This is a genomic window from Kitasatospora sp. NPDC059648, assembly GCF_042734825.1.
GTDB lineage: Bacteria > Actinomycetota > Actinomycetes > Streptomycetales > Streptomycetaceae > Kitasatospora.
The window spans coordinates 22,967-42,153 of the sequence record NZ_JBHWDU010000047.1; the positions used below are offsets into that span (position 1 = coordinate 22,967).

Genomic DNA, 19,187 nt, shown 5'->3' on the forward strand with positions numbered 1-19,187 from the left:
GAGTCACCCGTCCTGCGGAGCGGGCCACGGCTACGCGGATCGCTTGGTGCAGAAGTAGATCCGGTTCCGATCGTTGTCCGCGGTGACGTCCACGGTCTCGACGGACTCCGAGAGCGAGTGCAGAAGCCCCTCGAACGGGCCGGGGGCGTAGCGGTTGAGCCAGATGTAGCCGTTGGCCGTCTCCCGCCGCAGCAGCAGCTCGGGATCCCGCGGCACCTGGAACATGCAGATCACCACGGTGCGGCGGGCGACCCGGAACAGTTCGCGGACGGCGGTCTCGTAGTACGGCAGATGCTCCAGCACGTGCCGGCAGTTCACCACGTCGAACGAGCCTTCGGGGAAGGCGAGGTCGGTGACGCTCATCCGCTCCCGCCGCGCCTCCGGGTGGAGCTTGCGGCAGTCGTCGACGGCGGCCTCGTTGATGTCGATGCCGCAGTTCGAACGGTGCCTCGTCGTGCAGGGCCGCGATCCGCTCGGTCACGACCGCGTGCGACGGACGCTCGGCCCGGCCGTCCTCGTCCATGTAGGCGACTGCCGAGGTCTGCGTCCAGAGTGATTCGGTGTTCACTGCTCTGACTCTCCAGACTGCTGAAGCGAAGCCGGACATGGCGGCACGGTCACCGATCGGACTGTTCCGTGCTGGAGGCCGGGCGACGACCTGCTTCGGAGCACCCCGTCGCGGCGGTCCCCGGGGCGGCCCGGCTGCCGTCAGCGCACCGGCTGACGGTCAGAAAGCCGCCCCTTCGGCGGATTCGGGGTCGTAGACGGCGTCCGGGCCGAACATCCGGGCGTGCTTCGCCGCGGCGAGGGCCAGCGTGCCGCTCGCGTCCCGGGCGCTCGCGACCTCGGCCAGCTTGTTGACCATGGCGGGCGTCGCCAGCCCCTGATCGCGCAGCTCGGGCGAGCGGGACATCAGGACCATGGCCGCGGTGGAGTAGCCCGCGTCGACCCAGGACTGCCAGATCGCGTCGCGGTCCTGCTCCTGGCCCGCGAAGAGCTCCTCGCGACGGTCGTGCCGACGGGTGGGGACCGGGCCCCGGCCGCGGGCCTGCGTGCGCAGGCGGACCCGGCGGCCCGCGATGTAGGCGACGGTGGCGCCCTTGCGGATGGCGAAGTTCAGGGCCTGTGCCGCGGTGTCCACCACCGGCTCACCCTTGTCGTTCAGGGAGGTGTTGCACACCATCGGCACTCCCGTGGCCTGCCGGAACGCCTCGATCGCCCGGTAGAGCAGGGGGTTGGTCGCGGCGGACAAGGTCTGCCGCCGGGCCGAGTCGTCGAGGTGGAGGATGGCCGGGACCAGGTGGCGCTTGGACTCAGTGACGTACGCGGTTTCGAGCATGTAGGGCGAGGGCCACGGGTCCTCGAACCACTCGCCGCTGTACTCCTCCAGGACGATCGGGGCGACCGGACGCCACCACTGCCGGCTCTTCCAGTCGTTCAGCAGGTCCTTCGACCGGGGCGAGCGGGGGTCGGCGAGGATGCTCCGGTGGCCCAGCGCGCGCGGGCCGATCTCGGCCGCCCCGTCCGCCCACACCAGCGGTCCGTCGGAGAGGTCCTCGACGAACTGGGCCTCGGTGAAGTCCTGGACGTCCTCGATGAAGTCGTCGAAGTGCCGCAGGGCATCCTCGACGTCGGTCAGTTCGGAGCCGTGGTAGGCGGATTCGAGCTTGAAACCACCCCCCGGGAGCAGGCCCTCGCCGAGGAGGCCGAGGAGGCCGAGCCCGAAGGACTGGCCGGAGTCGTTGGCGCTCGGCGGGGTGAGCAGGCCCTTGAAGCCGTAGCGGCGCAGGAGGAAGGAGTTGGTCGGGCAGTTGAGGGCGAAGCCCCCGCTCAGGGAGAGGTACGCCTGGCTCGGGTCCACCCCTGCCGACTCGAGCAGCCGGTCGACGTTGCGCACCATGACGAGCTCGCAGGCCGTCTGGACGATCTTCATGACGGCGGACTGCAGGTGCTCCTGGTGGGTGAAGCGGCTGTCCAACTCCATGGACGGCAACTGGGACTCGGCCGCACGGATCACGGCCTGGACGAAGGGAAGCGTGTCGACCAGCGGTACTCGTCGGCCTCCGAACAGCTCCAGCTCCCGCACCGCGGCCTCGGTGGCGTAGGCGATTTCGGTGGGGCAGGCCGACGCCAGGGCCATCAGGGTGCCCGGCTCCCTGCCGAACTCCGATGACGCGGCGTCGTAAATCGGGGCCGGGGATTCGACCGGAGCGAAGTCGACGTCGCCCTTGGCCGACACGCAGCCGGTGTACCAGTATTTCTTGCCCGTCCGGTCGAGGCCGAAGTCGGGCCGGCCGTCCAGGGCCATTCCGATGATGGTCTCGCTGCGGAACACTTCGGAGTCGAGGAGCAGTCCGCTGTACAGGTGGGCGAGGCTGTGGATCGGGAAGTCCTCGGTGCCCGCCGGCAGCTTGATGTCGGCATGGTGCGGCAGGCCGGGCGTGCCCCAGGACAGGCTCACGTCCTCCGGGGAGAGCCCCTCGGCCGCGAGGAGTTCGGTCAGCACCTTGTGGTAGCGGTCGACGGTGAAGAGCGGCCAGAAGTGGTGCTTCTGTCCGCTGACGCGCTCGAGCTCCCAGACCCTGACGAGTTCGACCCGCGAGTCGTGACTGCGCCAGAGTGCGATGTTCTGGTCATGGCGCGGTGCGATGACGGATAAGTCGCCGGGCGGGGAGATGTAGCTCGACAGGAAGTACTTCGCGGCTGGGTACGCGGTCACGATGTCCCTTTCGGCGGTTGGACAGTGGCTGCTGGCTCTTCGGGCCGGACGGTCCTGGTAAACGGCCCGTGTGGGCGGTCGCGGGGCTGCCAGGGCCGGCTCGGCCGGGCGTCGGTGTCCACCGGCGACGTCAGGTGCGACAGACTGTCCCGGTCGGGTGCGATCGGGCCTCGAGCCGGAACACCGGCGGCGGCCTGCACGGGGACTTCGACCTTCTACGAGGCCTCTGGACGGGGACGGCGGGGACGTACTCCGACCCGCATCCTCCTGTGTACGCGTCGGCTCCGGGGCGAGCGACGGGATCGCTCGGGCTGTCCGCGGCGGGACTACTTCGAAGCGGGGGCCCGCTCCTCGACGAGCTGGACCAGTTCACCGACGTTGGCCACGGTGAACATGTCGACGACGTCCAGATCGACGTCGAATGTGCTCTGGATCGAGACCATCAGGCGGAGCAGCGACACGGAGGTGGCTCCGAGGTCATCGAAAGTGCTGTCCAGCGAGACTTCAAGGGGGGCGAATACTTCGGAAATCACCGACATCAAGGCGTCGGACTGTGCGTTCGACATTTTGTGTTCCAGATCTCTTGCATTCAAGGCCTATCCATGTAATTGACCCTATGATGTTGCTGAGACGCCGTCAAGTCCCTTTTTTCGGCTGGGAGATGATCGGTGTCCAGATTGTGTCGCATTGGGTCAGGTGGGTGAGATTGGTGCGAAACGGGCGTAGGTAAGCAACGGCTTGTCAAGTCGGCGCGCTTTCCCTGGTCGAAGGCTCGACAGGACGTGGGTACCCTGGGGTAGGGTGGCCGACGTTTCATCGCAGACACACTACTGGGGGTTCTGTGTTAGAAATGACTTTTCGGCCTCTCACGCCAATCACTGGCGCGGAGGTGGAAGGCGTCGATCTCGCGGCGGAGCTGTCGCCGGCCGTAGTGGACCGACTGCGTGAGGCCCTGGTGCGTCACAAGGTTCTCGTTTTCCGGAATCAGTCGATGAATGACGCGCAACAGGTCGAACTCACCAATGCTCTCGGTGGTGCCACCGCGGCACATCCCATCGTGAACGGTCTGAGCGAAGCCCCCGCCGTGTTGCGGACCGCGCTGTCGGAGGAGCGACGGGTGCTGGTCGAGGCCGAGGCCGCCCTCAGTCATCCGTTGAAGGGTTCGACACCGCGGCGCCTGCGAACCGAGTGGCATGTCGACAGCACCTTCGTGGTCAATCCGAACGCCATCACCATTCTGCGTGGTGTCGAGATTCCACCGGCCGGTGGCGACACTCTCTTCGCCAATCTGGAAGCGCTCTACGAAGGTTTGTCGCCTTCCCTCCGGGGGTACGTCGACACCTTGCAGGCGATACACTCCCGACACGTCCCGACGGCGGCGCCCCGCTTCGACGGCACGTCGGCCGGCCCCTTCGCGGCCGTGCACCCGCTGGTGCGGGTGCACCCCGAGACGGGTGCGCGCAGCCTGCTCGTCAGCGCCGTCTTCCTCCAGGCCATCCGCGGTCTCAAGCCCCGCGAGAGCGCGGCCCTGCTGGACTTCCTTCTCGACGAGCTCGCCGGGCGGGACGAGATCCACGCCCGGGTCCGCTGGGAGCAGGACACCCTCGTCATGTGGGACAACCGCTCCGTGGCCCATGCCGGTCCGGTGGACGGCCTGATGTTCCAGGAGGAGCGGATCGTGCACCGCACCACCGTCGTCGGCGACGTGCCCTGCGGGCCCGACGGCTTCGTGTCGCGTGCCCTCATGGGCGGCCGGTTCGAAGCGCTGGCCTGAGAGGCCGCGCCGTGACGCCGCGGCGATCAGGCGGGCTCTGGACCCGGTGTCGAGTACGGGTCGGATTTCCGTGAACGAGGTTCGGAAGAGTGGGGGAAGAGCAGAATGCCGGTCGTCGACCACTGTACAAAGGCCGAAGCGCCACCCAAGTACCGCCTGTTATGCGTCGACTGCGGCTGGGAATCCGACCCGGAGTTCCGGCTTCGATGTCCCCGGTGTTCGGGTGCGCTCGATCCCAGGATGAACCTGGAGAACGTCACCGAGCGCGACGGTGACCGGCCTGAGCTGACCTACCTGGACTTCCTGCCGGTCGAATCCGAGCACTTGCTCGACGCCGGCATCAGTGTGCGGACCCCGTGCCGTCCGGCCCCGCGCCTCGGAGCGGCCATCGGTCTGCCCCGCCTCTGGGTCAAGGACGAGTCCCAGCAGCCGACCGGGACCACCAAGGACCGGCTGGCCTCCGTGGTCCTGGCCGTGTTCCGGCAGTTCGGGATCAAGGAGTTCGTCGCCTCCAGCACCGGGAACAGCTCCACCGCCCTGGCCCGCGCTGTCCAGAGGGACCACTCGATGCGGGCACACTTCTTCTGCGGCCGTGACTTCACCGGCGACCACGACATCGAGACCGGCGACCGGGTGTCCCTCACCGTGGTGGACGGCAACTACGCACAAGCCACCCAGGCGGCCCAGGAGTTCGCAGCCCGCGAGGGGCTGGTCTGGGAGGGCGGGTTCTTCAACTGGGCCCGTCGCGAGGGCCTGAAGCTCACCTACCTGGAAGCCTTCGACGCCATGGACGACAAGCCCGACGTCGTCGTCCAGGCGATCAGCAGCGGCATGGGGATGATGGCCCTACGCAAGGGCGTGGCGGAGTACCTCGCCTGTGGCCGGCTCACCTCCTCGCCTCGCTTCGTGATGGTCCAGCAGGACACCTGCGCGCCGATGGCCGCGGCCTGGCGGGAGGGACGGGCGGAGCTCACCGAGGACGACGTCATCGAGCACCCGACAGGCCTGGCCCGGGCCATCCTGCTCGGCGACGGCCGGGCCACCTATCCCTACATGCGGGACATCGCCACCGAGAGCGGTGGCTCCATCGTCTCGGTGAGCCAGGACGAACTGGTCCGAGCCCGGACGATGCTCCGCGAGCTGGAGGGGCTGGACGTCTGCCACTCCTCGGCCGCGACCATCGCCGCGCTGCGCAACGAGGCCGCGGCCCGGCGGATCACCCCGGACCAGGTCGTGCTGGTCAACCTGACCGGCCGTGAGCGGTCCACCGCCGCCGACGCCAGACCGGCCCTCGCCGCCGCCACCGCCGGCTGAGCCTCCCCCTCTCCGAGCCGGATGCCATCGCTCCCACCGGAGTGATGTGCCCGCCCTCACGTTCGCAAGGAATTCGTTGATACTCAGTCATCTCACCCCGCAGCAGGCCGAGCGCCACGCCGAGTTCCGTGCCTTCGCCGACCGGGTTCTGGTCCCGCAGGCGGACCGCTGCGACCGCGAGCAAGTGCTCTCCCGAGAGGTCGTCGCCGACCTGTCCGGGCAGGGCTACCTCGGCGCGCTTGTCCCGAAGGAGTTCGGCGGCCTCGGCATGGACTGGGTCGAATACGGACTGCTCACCGAGGAGCTGGGCCGGGGCTGCCAGTCGGTCCGCAACTTCGTGGCCGTGGACGACATGGTCGCCCACTCGATCCACAAGTGGGGAAGGGAGGAGCAGAAGCAGCGGTGGCTCCCCCGGATCACCTCGGGCCGAACGCTGGCGGCCTTCGCCCTGACCGAGCCGGACGTCGGCAGTGACGCCGCCGCCGTCGAGACGACGGCGACGGCCGACGGCGCCGACGTCGTCCTGCGCGGCACCAAGAAGTGGATCAGCTTCGCGCAGATCGCGGACCTCTTCCTGGTCTTCGCCACGTTCGACGGGCAGCACACCGCCTTCCTGGTGGAGCGGGACACTCCCGGCTTCTTGGTGGAGCCGATCGAGGGCCTGCTCGGCCTGCGCGGTTCGATGCTCGGCCGGATCACCTTCGACGACTGCCGGATCCCGGCCGCCAACCTGGTCGGGCGCCCCGGCCTCGGCCTCACCTTCGTCGCCTCCAGCGCCCTCGACCTCGGCCGCTACAGCACCGCCTGGGGCTCGGTCGGTCTGGCCCAGGCCTGCCTGGAGGCCTCGACGGAGTACGCCAGCCGCCGCACCCAGTACGGCACCGAGATCCGCAGCCACCAGCTGGTCCAGCGGCTGCTGGCCGACATGCTCACCGATACCGTCACGGCCCGGCTGCTCTGTCACCACGCCGGGGTGAGCAAGGAGCGGGGGGAGACGGAGTCCGTCAACCACACCCTGCTGGCGAAGTACCGGACCTCGACGATCGCCGTCAAGGCGGCCGCCGACGCGGTGCAGATCCACGGCGCCCAGGGCATCGGGGCGGAGGCGTCCGTGCAGCGTCATTACCGGGACGCCAAGGTGATGGAGATCATCGAGGGCACCACGCAGATCCAGCAAAGCATGCTCGGTCAGTTCGCCGGCCGGGCGGCCCGGCTGTGAGCGAGCTTCGGACGGGGGCGGTGACCTACGGACAGCTGTCGGTTCTGCGTTCGCTGGAGACGCACGGACCCGACCACCGGGCGGTCGCCAACCTGGTCAGTGTCTGGGAGGTGCCGTTCGGTCTCGGTGCGGCCCAGGTGATGGACGCCTGGCTCCAGTTGGTGGAGAGGCACGAGTCGCTGCGGACCACCTACGACCTGAGCGGCCCGACGCCGGCCCAGACGGTCCACCCGTACAGCCCGTCCCGGGTGGCCGCGCTGGAGCTGGCCGAGGACAGCTTCGCGGCGGCCCTCCGGCTGGGTGCCGAGGCGGCCGTCGAGCCGATCGACATCGAGACCGAACTGCCGTGGCGCGCGTTCGTCACCACTCACCAGGGGGACGCGCTCCACCTGGTCACCGTGATCCACCACGTGGCGGCCGACAACGGTGCGCTGCGGGTGCTGGAGGAGCAGTTCGGCGTCCTCCTGGAGGGCGGAGCGCTCGGGCCGGTGGTGCAGCCGCTGGAGATGGCGCGGGAGCAGCAGGAGGAACCGGACACCCGGAGCGTCCGGCACTGGACCGCGGCCTGGGGCCGGCTCGTCCCGGCGGACCGGGATCCGGAGGACGCCAGTGAGCGACGCCGGGCGTCGCTCTACAGCCTGGAGGGACTGGCCGCCGCGCAGGAGCTCTCCGACCGGCTGAAGATCTCGGTCCAGTCGGTGGTGCTCGGCGTCGGCGCGCTCGCGCTGTCCCGGCTCACGCGCACCGAGCGGATGACCTTCGCGCTGATGGCCGCCAACCGGCTCGCCACCCGGTGGATGCCGCTGGTCGGCTCGCTCAACCAGTTCGCCCCGGTGACCGTCACGGTCGACGAGGAGGCCCACCCGCTGGAGTACCTGCGGGCCTGCTACCTCCAGTCCATGACGGCGTACATGAACGGCTGCTACGACGTTGACGCGCTGAAGGAGAGTCTCCTGGAGGCCGGCCTGCCGGAGCCGGACCCCACCGCCTTCGCCAAGCACTACAACTTCCTCGGCGACGTGGACGCCGAGCCGACCGCCGGATCCCCCCTGCGCACCGGGATCGAGTGGCGTCCGTCCACCCAGCGGTCAGGGCCGAACTTCCACCTGGCAGTGGCCACGGGGAAGGGAATCCTCATCGGCGTGGGCGCGAGCCGCGACTATCTCGACGGAAATCTCCCAGCCGTTCTCGCGGCGTCGATCGAGGCTGGTCTGATCAATATGTCCAAGGGGGTCGAGAACTCCCTGGCGGAAGTCTCGCTGGATAATCCTTGGCGAATTTTCTGAAGGACAGCAGAATGCGAGGGGAAACGCTTCTCCCCCCGCATTCCGGCATCCCGCGGCTTGGACGAGCCGCTTCTAGAAGCCTGCGCAGATTCCGCGAAGCTGCTTCTTCATGATGAACACCTCCTGTCCGTGGTGACTATAGCCACCGGCGGTCGGGCGGTGGAAGGAAATTCTGGATAAGGACCAGGAAAGACGGTTAGGGTCTCACTCATGACGGATTCGAACGCCGACCCGGGAACCCCGGATCACCGAAGTGCCGCGCGTTACCTGTGGTGGCTGACCATGAGTCAGCGCCGACAGGTGACGGGTGGTGCGGTGATCGGCACCCTCTGGATGGTCTGCCTCCTGCTGCCGCCGTACCTCATGCAGCGTGCGATCGACGACGGGCTCCAGCGGGGGAGGACCGGCGTCCTGGTCGGCTGGGTGGCCGCACTGGTCGGCACCGCGCTGCTCAACGCCTGGCTCGGCATCATGCGCCACCGCATCATGACGCGGGTCCGGATGGACGCCACCTTCCGGACCATCAAGGTCGTGGTCGCGCACTCCACCCGGCTGGGTGCCGAACTGCCCCGAAAGGTGACGGCCGGCGAGGTTGCCAGCATCGGTGTGGGCGACGTCGCGCAGATGAGCCAGACACTGACGATCACCGGCCCAGGCGTCGGCGCCGTCGTGGCGTACCTGGTGGCGGCCGCGCTGCTGCTGTCGGTCTCCGTCCCGCTCGCCCTCGTGGTCCTGCTGGGGGTGCCGTTGCTCGCGGTCGTGGTCGGGCCGCTGCTGGAACGCCTCCAGGGCGCGGAGTCCAAGTACCGCGCACAGCAGGGGGCGTTGACCGCCCGGCTCGGCGACATCGTCAGCGGCATGCGCGTACTCAACGGCATCGGCGGTAAGGAGATGATGGCCGGCCGCTACCTGCGCGGATCGCGGGACCTGCAGGCCGAGGGCTACCGGGTCGGCGCCGTGACCAGCTGGATCCAGGCGCTCTCGGTCGGCCTGCCCGCCCTCTTCCTCGCGTTGGTGACCTGGCTGGCCGCCCGGATGGCCGCCGAGGGCACCATCACGATCGGCACGCTGGTCGCCGTCTACGGCTACGTCGCCGTCCTGGTGGTACCGGTCTCCAACTTCATCGAGGGCGGATACGACCTCACCAGGGGCCTGGTCGCCGCTCGACGGGTGGTCCGGATGCTCGACCTGAACCCCGCCGTCGAAGACGCCGCGACACTCCGGCCCGCCCATGCCGAACCGTCGGTCCTGCACGACGCCGACACCGGTGTGGAACTGGTCCCGGGCCGGCTGACCGCGATCGTGAGCGCTCGCCCGGCCGATTCCGCGGCCGTGGTCGACCGGCTCGGCCGGTACAGCGCATCCGCCGCGACCTGGGGCGGCGTGCCGCTCGCCGAGGTCGCCCTGGCCGAGATCCGCAGCCGGATCGTGGTGGCGGACAACGACGCCGACTTCTTCTCCGGCACGCTGCGCACCGTGGTCGAGGGCCGGTCCGAGCACTCCGACCCGTCCATCGCCCAGGCCATCACAGACGCCGCGGCGCAGGACATCGTGCAGGCACTGCCCGACGGACTGGACACCAGGATCCAGGCCCAGGGCAGCAACCTCTCCGGTGGTCAGCGCCAGCGGCTTCGGCTGGTCCGTGCCCTGCTGGCGGACCCGGAGGTGCTCCTGCTGGTCGAGCCCACCTCCGCCGTGGACGCCCACACCGAGGCCGCCATGGCCGCCGGGCTGCGCCGGGCGCGGACCGGGCGCACCACCGCCATCACCTCGACCTCCCCCGCCCTCCTGGAGCAGGCCGACACCGTCTGCTACCTCGTCGACGGCCGTCTGGCGGCGGCCGGCCCGCACCAGGAACTGCTCGCAACCGAGCCCGGCTACCGCGCGCTGGTGGCTCGCGGCGAAGCCGCCACCGAGTCCACGCCCGCCGAGGAGGCCGTCCGATGACCGCTCAGACCGAGACCGACCCCGGACGGCTCCCGATCGCGGGGCCCGCCGAGGTCCGCCGGGCCGCCGTGCGCCTGATGGGACAGGACCGCCGTGCGGTCGCCGCGATGCTGATCCTCAACGGACTGGCCGCGGCCGCCGGCCTGGGCGGCCCCTGGCTGCTGGGCCGGATCATCGACGACGTCCGGGGCGGCGCCGGGACCGGACACGTCGACCGACTCGCCCTCGGCATCCTCTGCTTCGCGCTCGCGCAGCTGCTCCTCGGCCGCTTCGCCCGCTACGCCGCCCACCGCTTCGGCGAGCGGACTCTGGCGCGGATCCGGGAGCGGTTCGTCGACCGCTCCCTCGCCCTGCCCGCTTCGGTGATCGAACGCGCCGGCACCGGTGACCTGCTGACGCGCGGCACCGCCGACGTCGCCACCGTCGGCGCCACCCTGCGCGACGCCGGGCCGGAGGTCTCCGTGGCGCTCGTCCAGATCCTCCTGATCCTGGTCGCCATGCTCGCGGTCAACCCGCTGCTCGGGATATGCGGTTTGCTCTGCCTCTCCGGGATCTGGTTCGCCACCCGCTGGTACCTGCGCCGCGCACACGCGGGATACCTCGCCGAAGGCGCCGCCAACTCCGCGCTGATCGAGATCCTCACCTCCACCGCGGCAGGGGCCCGCACCGTCGAGGCCCTGGGCCTACAGGACCGCCGGATCGCCGCCGCGGCCGAGGCGGTGGAGCACTGCCGGGTCACCCGTACCCGCACCCTCAACCTGCGCACCGTGCTCTTTCCCGTGGTCGAGTTCTCGTACATCGCCCCGGTCGCCGGCATCCTGCTGCTCGGCGCCGCCCTGCGCGACACCGGCGCGGTCACCACCGGCGCGGTGGTCTCCTGTGCCCTCTACTTCTGGAAGCTCTCCGAGCCGATGGACAAGATCCTGCTCTGGCTCGACCAACTCCAGCGCAGCAACGCCTCCTTCGCCCGGGTCGAGGGCATCGGCCAGGTGGACGCCCTGGCCGTGACCGGCGGCGGCCGCCCCGAGGACGACCGGATCGACGTGGTCGACGTCCGGTACGCCTACCAGGGTGAGCGGGACGTCCTGCACGGCGTCGACCTCACCGTCCGTCCGGGCGAGCGGCTGGCCATCGTCGGCCCGTCCGGAGCCGGCAAGTCCACTCTGGGCCGGCTGCTGGCCGGGGCGGAGCGGCCCCGCACCGGACGGGTGACGGTGGGGCAGGTGCCCGTCGCCGAGCTCGACCCGGCCCAGCTGCGCCGGCACGTCGTCCTAGTCTCCCAGGAGCACCACGTCTTCCTCGGCACCGTCCGGGACAACCTCCTGATCGCCGCGCCCGCCGCGACCGACCACGAGCTGCACGCGGTGCTGGCCGCCGTCGACATCGACTGGGTGGACGAGCTGCCGGACGGGCTGGACACCGAACTCGGCGCCGGTGGGCTCCGTCTGGACGCCCAGCAGGCCCAGCAACTCGCCCTGGCCCGGGTGGTCCTGGCCGATCCACACACGCTGATCCTGGACGAGGCCACCTCCCTGCTCGACCCGACCACGGCCCGGCACACCGAGCGCTCGCTGGCGGCCGTGCTCAAGGAACGCACCGTGATCGCCATCGCCCACCGCCTGCACACCGCCCACGACGCGGACCGGGTCGCGGTCATGGACGGCGGCCGGGTGACCGAACTGGGCAGTCACGACGAGCTGTTGGCGGCCGGCGGCGGATACGCCGCGCTGTGGAAGTCCTGGCACGGCGCCTGAGCGCCGCCCAGCCCTCCCGACCCCTCTCGACCAGTAGGAGCGGAACCCATGCACTCGGCACCACCGCAGACGGCCCAGAGCTGGGTCCGGCCGATTCCCGGCCGGACAGAGCCCGGCGCCCTCCGGCTCTTCTGCTTCCCGTACGCCGGGGCAGGCGCCTCGGTCTTCCGGGGGTGGGGCGCCGGACTCCCGGAAGGAGTGGAGGCATTCGCCGTACAGCTGCCGGGTCGGGAGGACCGGTTCTTCGACCAGCCGATCGCGGACCTGGACGAGCTGCTGGACGTCCTTCTCCCCGCCCTGCTCCCCTACCTGGACCGGCCGTTCGCCTTCTTCGGGCACAGCATGGGCGCCATCGTCAGCTGGGAGCTCGCCCGCAGGCTGCAGCGTGAGCAGGGGCTGGAGCCGGTCCGGATCACGGTGTCCGGCTGCCGGGCCCTACCGGCCCACGAGTCCAGAAAGCCGAGTGAACTCGACCTCTCCGACGAGGAGCTGATCAACGAGCTCCGCCGTCTCAACGGCACGCCGGAGACGTTGCTGCAGAACCCGGACTTCGTCACCTTCATCCTGCCGACCTTCCGGGCCGACCTCTCGCTGTTCGCCGGCTACGTCTACCGGCCGGGCGAGTTGCTCACCTGCCCCGTCTCGGCCTTCGGCGGTGACGCGGACCCCAGGGTCGCCGAGGAGCACCTCGAGGGCTGGGCCGAGCTGACCACCGGCCGGACCGAGGTGGAGGTCTTCCCCGGCGGCCACCTCTTCCTCAACGACGAGCGGGAGGCCGTGCTCCGGAGCGTGTCCCGGGCACTCCCGGCCGTCGGCCACTGACCAGTACTTCTTTTCGAACCCAGGGGGCTCGCGTGGAGACAGTGTGGAATGTCGTCCAGGCTCAGGTGGAGCGGACGCCCGAGGCCGTGGCCGCGCGGACGGCACGCACCTACACCTACCGTGACGTCGCCGCGCTGGCCGGAGACCTCGGCGAGCGGATAGCGGCGAAGGTCCGGCCGGGCTCCGTCGTGGCGCTCGACGCGTCCAGCCGGTTCAGCGGGGCCGTCGGCATCCTCGCCGTGAACGCCGCGGGCTGCGCCGTGCTGCCGCTCGACCGGCAGAGCCCGCCGGCCAGGCGGGCCCGGGTCCTCGACGACGCCCGCCCCGCCCTGCTGCTGCGCGAGCTGGCCGAGGGCGAGTTCGCCCTGGAGGGGAACGGACTTCCGTCGCCGCCGAGGGAACCGGACCTGGGTGGGATCGCCTACATCCTGTACACCTCCGGCTCGACCGGGCAGCCCAAGGGCGTGATGGTGGGCCACGAGGCCCTGATCGACCGCCTCGCCGCCCTGGCCGAGCGGCCGGGGCTGGCGGCCGGCGAGAGCGTGCTGGCGATGGCCGCGCTGTCCTTCGACATCTCGCTGGTGGAGCTGATCCTTCCGCTGACCGTGGGGGCCTCCTTCACCGTCGTCCCGGAGGAGACCCGGGCGGATCCGCTCACCTTCGCGGAGCTGGTGGCGGGGGCCGCGCCGGACGTCGTCCAGGCCACCCCCAGCTTCTGGCGGATGCTGACGGCCTCCGGCTGGACGGGTGCGCCCGGAAGCCGACTGTGGACCGGCGGAGAGACGCTCACCCCGAGCCTCGCCCGGGAGCTGCTGCCCCGGTGCGGTGAACTCTGGAACGTGTACGGCCCGACCGAGGGAGTCCTCTGGTCCACGGCGGCGCGGGTGGAGTCCGCCGAGCGGATCTCGCTCGGCGAGCCGGTGGCCGGGGTGGGCCTCCTCGCCGAGGAGAGCGGTGAACTCCTGCTCTACGGGGAGGGGCTGGCGCACGGCTACCTCAACCTGGAGGAGCTGACGGCCGAGCGTTTCGCGCACGGCGACACCCCCGACGGCCGCCGCCGCGTCTACCGCACCGGGGACCGGGTCAGGAGGGGGCCGGACGGCGCGCTGGAGTTCCTCGGCCGCCTGGACAGCCAGGTCAAGCTGCGCGGACACCGGATCGAGCTGGGCGAGGTCGAGGCCGTCCTGGAGGAGCACCCGGAGGTCTCGCAGGCCGTCGTGCTGGTCCGGGACGCCGACCGGCCCGACACCGCGGCGCTGGTGGCCTTCGTGGTACAGCACGCCGAGGCGGACCTCCAGGGCTGGTTGAAGGACCGTCTGCCGCCGAGCCACCACCCCGCCAGGATCACCGCCCTGCCCGTGCTGCCCCGCACCACCACGGGAAAGGTGGACCGGGTCGGGTTGGCGGCCGGCCTGGCCGCCGGGGACCAGGCGGAGCAGGCTGCCGAAGCGCCCGCCGCAGCGCCCCCGGGGGACATCCGGGCACTCGTGGCCGAGGCGTGGCGGCAGACGCTCGCCGCGGACGTCGACGAGGACACCAACTTCTTCGACGCCGGCGGGAATTCAGTCCTCCTGACGGTGCTCCAGAAGCGGCTCACCGACGGCCTCGGCACCCGGGTGCCGATCAAGGAGATCTTCCGGTATCCGACCGTCGCCTCGCTGACCGACCACCTCGTCCGTACGGAGACGCCCAAGTGAACCTCTACTGCATTCCTTACGCCGGGTGCTCGGCACGCGTCTACGACCCGTGGCAGCGGCACCTGCCGGACGGCGTCACCGTCGTGCCGCTGGAGCTCCCCGGCCGGGGCTCACGCTGCGTGGAGGAGCCGATCGACGAGCTGGCAGCCCTGCTCGAGGACCTGTATCAGCAGCTCGACCCGGCCTCGCCGTACGTGCTGTTCGGCCACAGCTACGGTGCGGTGATCGCCTTCGAGCTGACCAAGCTGCTCCGCTCCAAGGGCGCTCCGGAGCCGTCCGCGCTGCTGGTCTCGGCCAGCCGCGCGCCCCGGCTGCCGGCCGCCGACGCGGACAGCCACCTACTCTCCGACGCCGAACTCATCAAGAGACTGGCCGCGTTGGGCGGGACTCCGAAGGAGCTGCTGGAGAACGAGGAGCTGATGGAGATCTACCTCCCCGTCCTCCGCGCCGACTACCGGATCCTCGGCGAGTACGGCACCGGCACCCCGGGTACGGTCGGCTGCCCGGTGGTGGCGTTCTACGGGGACGCGGACGACGAGGCGGACCTGGCTTCGGTCGAGGCGTGGGCGGACTACACGGATGGTCCCTTCCGCGTGGAGGAGATCCGCGGCGACCACTTCTTCCTGCACTCCGCCGAGCACGAGCTCGTGGCCGCCGTCGCGGCGGTCTGTACGAAGGGGGAGCCGTGGTGAGCCTGGCCGGCGCACCGGTCACCCCTGACCAGAACCCGGAGGGTACCAAGTGACCCAGGCCGCACGCTGCCCCTACCGTGACGACGACCGTCCGGCGGCCGACCCCTGCGCGGACTACCTCCCGCTGCGGGAGGAGGAGCCGGTCCGCTGGGACGAGGACCTGGGGGTGTGGATCGTCTCCGGCTTCCGCGAGACGACGGCCCTGCTGCGGCACCCCGCTCTGTCGGCCGCCTGGCCGCAGCGGGGCACCACCACCCTGCACCGGGAGGGAGAGGGCGAGGGGCGGGCCGCAGAGGTCGTGCGCAGGTGGTTCATGTTCAACGACGATCCCGAGCACGCGGCGGCCCGCCGGGTCGTCGCGCCGCTCTTCGCGGCCGACCGGCTCGCCGCGATGCGGCTCGTCGTCGAAGAGCTGGTCGACGAGCTCCTGGCGGGGCGGACGGACGGGCTGGAGGTGATGGCGGAACTCGCCGTCCCGCTCTCCAGCCGGGTCATCTGCCGGATCCTGGGTCTGCCCGGGGAGGTCGCGCCCCGGCTGCACGACTGGTCTCCCGACATCGCGGCGCTGCTGACGGCGGACTACCTGCCGGAGGTCAGGACCAGGGGAAACCGCGCCCTGCGGGAGATCGCGGACGTGGTGGACGAGGCCCTGCGCTCGGAGGTCCGCGAGGGCACCGGGCTCTGGTTGCTGCGCAACGCCCGCCGGGAGGGTGTCATCGAGGCCGCCGACATCTCGGCCACCGCGAGCCTGCTGATCTACGCCGGGTTCGAGACCACCTCGACCTTCATCGGCAAGGCCGTCCGGGCCGCGCTGCACGCCGATGCCTGGGCCGACCTGCGGAGCGGTGAATCGGGCTCGGCGGTCGACGAGCTGCTCCGATTCGACACCTCCGTCCAGCAGGTGGCCCGGGTGGCCACCGCGCCGGTGGAGGCGGCCGGTCACCTGATCGCGGAGGGGGATCTCGTCCTGCTGATGCTCGGCGTGGCCAACCGCGATCCGGCCGTCTTCGCCGACCCGGACCTTCTGGACCACGACCGCGAGATCAGGCGACACCTCGCCTTCGGCTTTGGCGCGCACTACTGCCTGGGGGCGGGGCTGGCGCGGATGGAGTCCGAGATCGTACTGGAGCGCCTCGCCGGCAGGTGGGCGGACCTCACCCTCGACGGGCCGCCGGTGACGAGGCAGCACTTCGGCTTCACCGTCCTGGAACGCCTGGCCGTGCGCGGCAAGGCCTCGTGACGGCCGACCGCACATCCCTGAAAGGAGAGTTGGGATGACACGAGAGACGAGCGGCTCCTCGGAGCCGGCGGACCGCCTCATCGGTGGGGAGCGGGTGTCGCGGCACCACGTCCGCCGGTCCCTCACCCGCCAGGACCACCGGGGCGACGGGGACGTCGTGGAGCGCGTCGCCCGGGCGGACCGGGAACCGCTTGCCGGGGACAGGAGTGGTCTGTGATGCAGGGCATCGTGAACGAACGGACGGTGGTCGGGATGCTCGGCGCGATCGTGGACGCGCATCCGGACGTGGTCGCGGTCGAGTGTGGCGACCAGACGCTGACCTACCGTCAGTTCTGGGATGCGGCCGCCGCGGTGGCCGGACGCATCCGGCAGGCCGAGGGCCACCGGAGCGGTTGCCTCGTCGGTCTGCTCTTCGAGCGCGGCATCGAGGGCATCGTGGCGCAGCTCGGAAGCTGGCTCGCGGGTGCCGCGTACCTGCCGCTCGACCCGGCACTGCCGGACGGCCGGGTGGAGGCGATCCTGCACGACGCCCGGCCGGTGGCCGTGCTCGCGCAGGAGGGGCTCGCCGGACGGGTGCCCGCGGGTGTTCCGGTACTCGACGGCACCGGGGCGGCCCCGGCGTCGGTGTCGCCGGCCCCGCTGGCCTATGTCATCTACACCTCCGGTTCGACCGGTACGCCCAAGGGCGTCGAGGTCGGCCACGCGGGCCTGGCGAACCTGGTGGCCTGGCACCGGGAGACCTACGGCACCCGGCCCGGGGTGCGGGTCGGAGCCTTCGCCGGGCTGGGGTTCGACGCCACGGTCTGGGAGGTCTGGGCGGCTCTCGCGAGCGGGGCGACGCTGGTGCTGCCGACCGAGCGGCTGATCGTCGACAGCGCGATGATCGCCGGGTTCATCGAGCGGAGCGCCATCACGCACTGCTTCCTGAGCACCCCGCTCGCCGAGCGACTGTTCGCCCTCCCGGCCCCGCCCGTCGGCCTGGCCGTCCTGCTGACCGGCGGGGACCGTCTCCGGGTGGGCCCGCCGGCCGGCTTCCCCGCCGCGGTCTTCAACCACTACGGGCCGACCGAGGCCACCGTGGTGACCACCGCTAGCGCGGACCTGCGCCGCCGCCCCACCGAGGGCGCGCCGGTGATCGGACGCCCCATCGCCGGCGCGAAGGTCCGGCTGGTGGATGCCAACGGGGCCGAGGTCGCCGAGCCCGGTGTGCCCGGGGAACTGCTGATCGGAGGCGATGTCCTGGCCTTCGGCTACCGGGGCGACCCGGAGCTCACCGGCCGCAGGTTCGTCGCCGACCAGGACGGGAACCGCTGGTACTCCTCCGGCGACCTCTGCCGCTGGACGGCCGACGGCGAGTTGGAGTTCGTCGAGCGGCGGGACGCCCAGGTCAGCATCCGCGGTCACCGGGTGGAGCCGGCCGAGGTCGAGCAGCAGATCCTGGCCGTTCCCGGAGTGGACCAGGCGGCCGTCGTCCACGTGCCGGACCAGGACGGCGGATCGTTGCACGCCTTCTTCTGCGGCGAGGCCGAGCCGGGCGACATCCGCGCCGCACTGACCGGCCAGCTGCCCGCGTACATGCTCCCCGCCGGGCTGCACCGGCTCGTCGCGATGCCGCTGACACCCAACGGCAAGATCGACCGGAAGGCCCTGCCGGACGCTCCGGTCGCAGCCGTGGCGGAGCCCGCCCCCCTCGGCGCCACCGAGGCGCGGATCGCCGCGATCTGGTCCGATCTGACCGGGAGCCTCCCCCGCTCTGGGGACAGCTTTTTCGAGATCGGGGGGCACTCGCTGATCGCCGCCCGGGCGGTGTCCCGGACGCGTCAGCAGTTCGGCATCAAGATCGGGTTGCAGGTCATCTTCGACCATCCGGTCCTCGCGGACTTCTCCGCCGCGGTCGACGAAGCCGTCAGGAGTGCGGAGTGATGCAGGACCAACGGCCCATCGTGATACTGGAGTTCGGAAACGAGGTGCCCCGGAGGACCTTCCGCGGCATCATGCCCGACGGTTGGCGGGAGCGGACCCTCAGGATCGACCCGTTGCACTACCCCGGCCTCGCCGACGGAGTCGTCGGGACGGCTGAGCAGGCCGCCCACTGGGCCGAGCGGATCACCGCCGCCGGGCCGCTCCCGGTCGCGGTGCTGGCCTACTGTTCGGCCGTCGGCCTGGCCTCGGCGCTGGTGGAGGCGCTGCCCGGGCCGAACGTCCCGCTCATCGTGCTCGACCCGGCTCCGGCCGATCCCAAGGCTCCTCAGGCACTGCTGGACGACCTCGCCCTGGCCATGGACGAGTCCGCCGAGGTGCCCACGATCACCGGCCTGCCGCCCGGTGACGCGCTCACCCTGGCCGGCTCCTTCCTGCTCTCGGTGATCGACGGCTGCTCGCCCGGGCTCGACGAGGAGATCCTGGTCGAACTGACCGAGGGGCAGCGGGCCTGGCTCAGCTTCACCCTGACCGCGGCGGTGCCCCCGGAGGCCCCGACGGCTCCCACCCACGTCCTGCTGAGCGAGGCGCTCGACTGGCCGGGCTCCGGGGCGGTGCACCGGGTCGACGTGGCGGCGGAGGAGCTGTTCCACGCGCCTGCTGTGAAGGTCCTGCTCACCGACCTGCTGGCCACCGGGGAGAAGGAGGAGCCGTCGCGGCCCGCCCTCGTGGAGCGTGACGTCGGACGGGCTGGTCCGGGCGGCGTCGGAAGCAGGGGAAGGTCTCTCTGAATCGGCCGCACC

Annotated in this window: 15 protein-coding genes and 1 pseudogene; 13 read left to right on the forward strand and 3 right to left on the reverse strand. The window is 71.0% G+C overall.

The genetic code is table 11. The features are described 5' to 3' along the window. Positions 1–30: 30 nt before the first annotated feature. The 3 genes and pseudogenes from ACFV1W_RS24820 to ACFV1W_RS24830 form a co-directional block, all read right to left on the reverse strand. Positions 31–432 (reverse strand): annotated as a pseudogene (locus tag ACFV1W_RS24820) (class I SAM-dependent methyltransferase); the annotation flags it as partial. Positions 433–727: 295 nt separating this feature from the next. Then, on the reverse strand, positions 728–2,719 hold the full coding sequence (locus tag ACFV1W_RS24825) for a carbamoyltransferase C-terminal domain-containing protein (RefSeq protein ID WP_380419432.1): 1,992 nt from the start codon (positions 2,717–2,719) through the stop codon (positions 728–730). Positions 2,720–3,045: 326 nt separating this feature from the next. After that, positions 3,046–3,285 carry an acyl carrier protein gene (locus ACFV1W_RS24830; protein ID WP_380419433.1) on the reverse strand — a complete coding sequence of 80 codons (240 nt, stop codon included), beginning with the start codon at positions 3,283–3,285 and terminating at the stop codon, positions 3,046–3,048. Positions 3,286–3,569: 284 nt separating this feature from the next. Here ACFV1W_RS24830 and ACFV1W_RS24835 point away from each other — a divergent pair, with 284 nt between their 5' ends. The 13 genes from ACFV1W_RS24835 to ACFV1W_RS24895 all read left to right on the forward strand — a co-directional run bounded on the left by ACFV1W_RS24835 (position 3,570) and on the right by ACFV1W_RS24895 (position 19,175). Continuing rightward, positions 3,570–4,493 (forward strand): TauD/TfdA dioxygenase family protein, encoded by a 924-nt coding sequence (locus ACFV1W_RS24835; protein ID WP_380419434.1) that lies wholly within the window; start codon positions 3,570–3,572, stop codon positions 4,491–4,493. A 240-nt stretch (positions 4,494–4,733) separates the two neighbouring features. Continuing rightward, positions 4,734–5,807: a pyridoxal-phosphate dependent enzyme gene (locus tag ACFV1W_RS24840; protein ID WP_380419435.1), complete on the forward strand. Its 1,074-nt coding sequence runs from the start codon at positions 4,734–4,736 to the stop codon at positions 5,805–5,807. A 76-nt stretch (positions 5,808–5,883) separates the two neighbouring features. After that, positions 5,884–7,026 carry an acyl-CoA dehydrogenase family protein gene (locus ACFV1W_RS24845; RefSeq protein WP_380419436.1) on the forward strand — a complete coding sequence of 381 codons (1,143 nt, stop codon included), beginning with the start codon at positions 5,884–5,886 and terminating at the stop codon, positions 7,024–7,026. Positions 7,027–7,046: 20 nt separating this feature from the next. After that, positions 7,047–8,312, forward strand: coding sequence for a condensation domain-containing protein (locus tag ACFV1W_RS24850; protein WP_380419437.1), 1,266 nt, complete (start codon positions 7,047–7,049; stop codon positions 8,310–8,312). Between the two features lie 210 nt (positions 8,313–8,522). Continuing rightward, positions 8,523–10,259 (forward strand): ABC transporter transmembrane domain-containing protein, encoded by a 1,737-nt coding sequence (locus ACFV1W_RS24855; protein WP_380419438.1) that lies wholly within the window; start codon positions 8,523–8,525, stop codon positions 10,257–10,259. Then, positions 10,256–12,013, forward strand: a complete 1,758-nt coding sequence (locus ACFV1W_RS24860) for an ABC transporter ATP-binding protein (RefSeq protein WP_380419439.1) — start codon at positions 10,256–10,258, stop codon at positions 12,011–12,013. The genes ACFV1W_RS24855 and ACFV1W_RS24860 overlap by 4 nt, the downstream gene beginning before the upstream one ends. 48 nt (positions 12,014–12,061) lie before the next feature. Further along, complete coding sequence (locus tag ACFV1W_RS24865; protein WP_380419440.1) at positions 12,062–12,835, forward strand: thioesterase II family protein; 774 nt, start codon at positions 12,062–12,064, stop codon at positions 12,833–12,835. Positions 12,836–12,867: 32 nt separating this feature from the next. Beyond that, positions 12,868–14,532, forward strand: a complete 1,665-nt coding sequence (locus tag ACFV1W_RS24870; protein WP_380419441.1) for a non-ribosomal peptide synthetase — start codon at positions 12,868–12,870, stop codon at positions 14,530–14,532. Beyond that, entirely contained in the window at positions 14,529–15,224 is a 696-nt protein-coding gene (locus ACFV1W_RS24875; protein ID WP_380419442.1) for a thioesterase II family protein, read from the forward strand. The genes ACFV1W_RS24870 and ACFV1W_RS24875 overlap by 4 nt, the downstream gene beginning before the upstream one ends. Positions 15,225–15,273: 49 nt before the next feature. Next, on the forward strand, positions 15,274–16,464 hold the full coding sequence (locus ACFV1W_RS24880; protein WP_380419443.1) for a cytochrome P450: 1,191 nt from the start codon (positions 15,274–15,276) through the stop codon (positions 16,462–16,464). Between the two features lie 34 nt (positions 16,465–16,498). Then, entirely contained in the window at positions 16,499–16,681 is a 183-nt protein-coding gene (locus ACFV1W_RS24885) for a hypothetical protein (RefSeq protein WP_380419444.1), read from the forward strand. Beyond that, positions 16,681–18,387 carry a non-ribosomal peptide synthetase gene (locus ACFV1W_RS24890; RefSeq protein WP_380419445.1) on the forward strand — a complete coding sequence of 569 codons (1,707 nt, stop codon included), beginning with the start codon at positions 16,681–16,683 and terminating at the stop codon, positions 18,385–18,387. The genes ACFV1W_RS24885 and ACFV1W_RS24890 overlap by 1 nt, the downstream gene beginning before the upstream one ends. Continuing rightward, entirely contained in the window at positions 18,387–19,175 is a 789-nt protein-coding gene (locus ACFV1W_RS24895; protein WP_380419446.1) for a hypothetical protein, read from the forward strand. The genes ACFV1W_RS24890 and ACFV1W_RS24895 overlap by 1 nt, the downstream gene beginning before the upstream one ends. Positions 19,176–19,187: the final 12 nt, after the last annotated feature.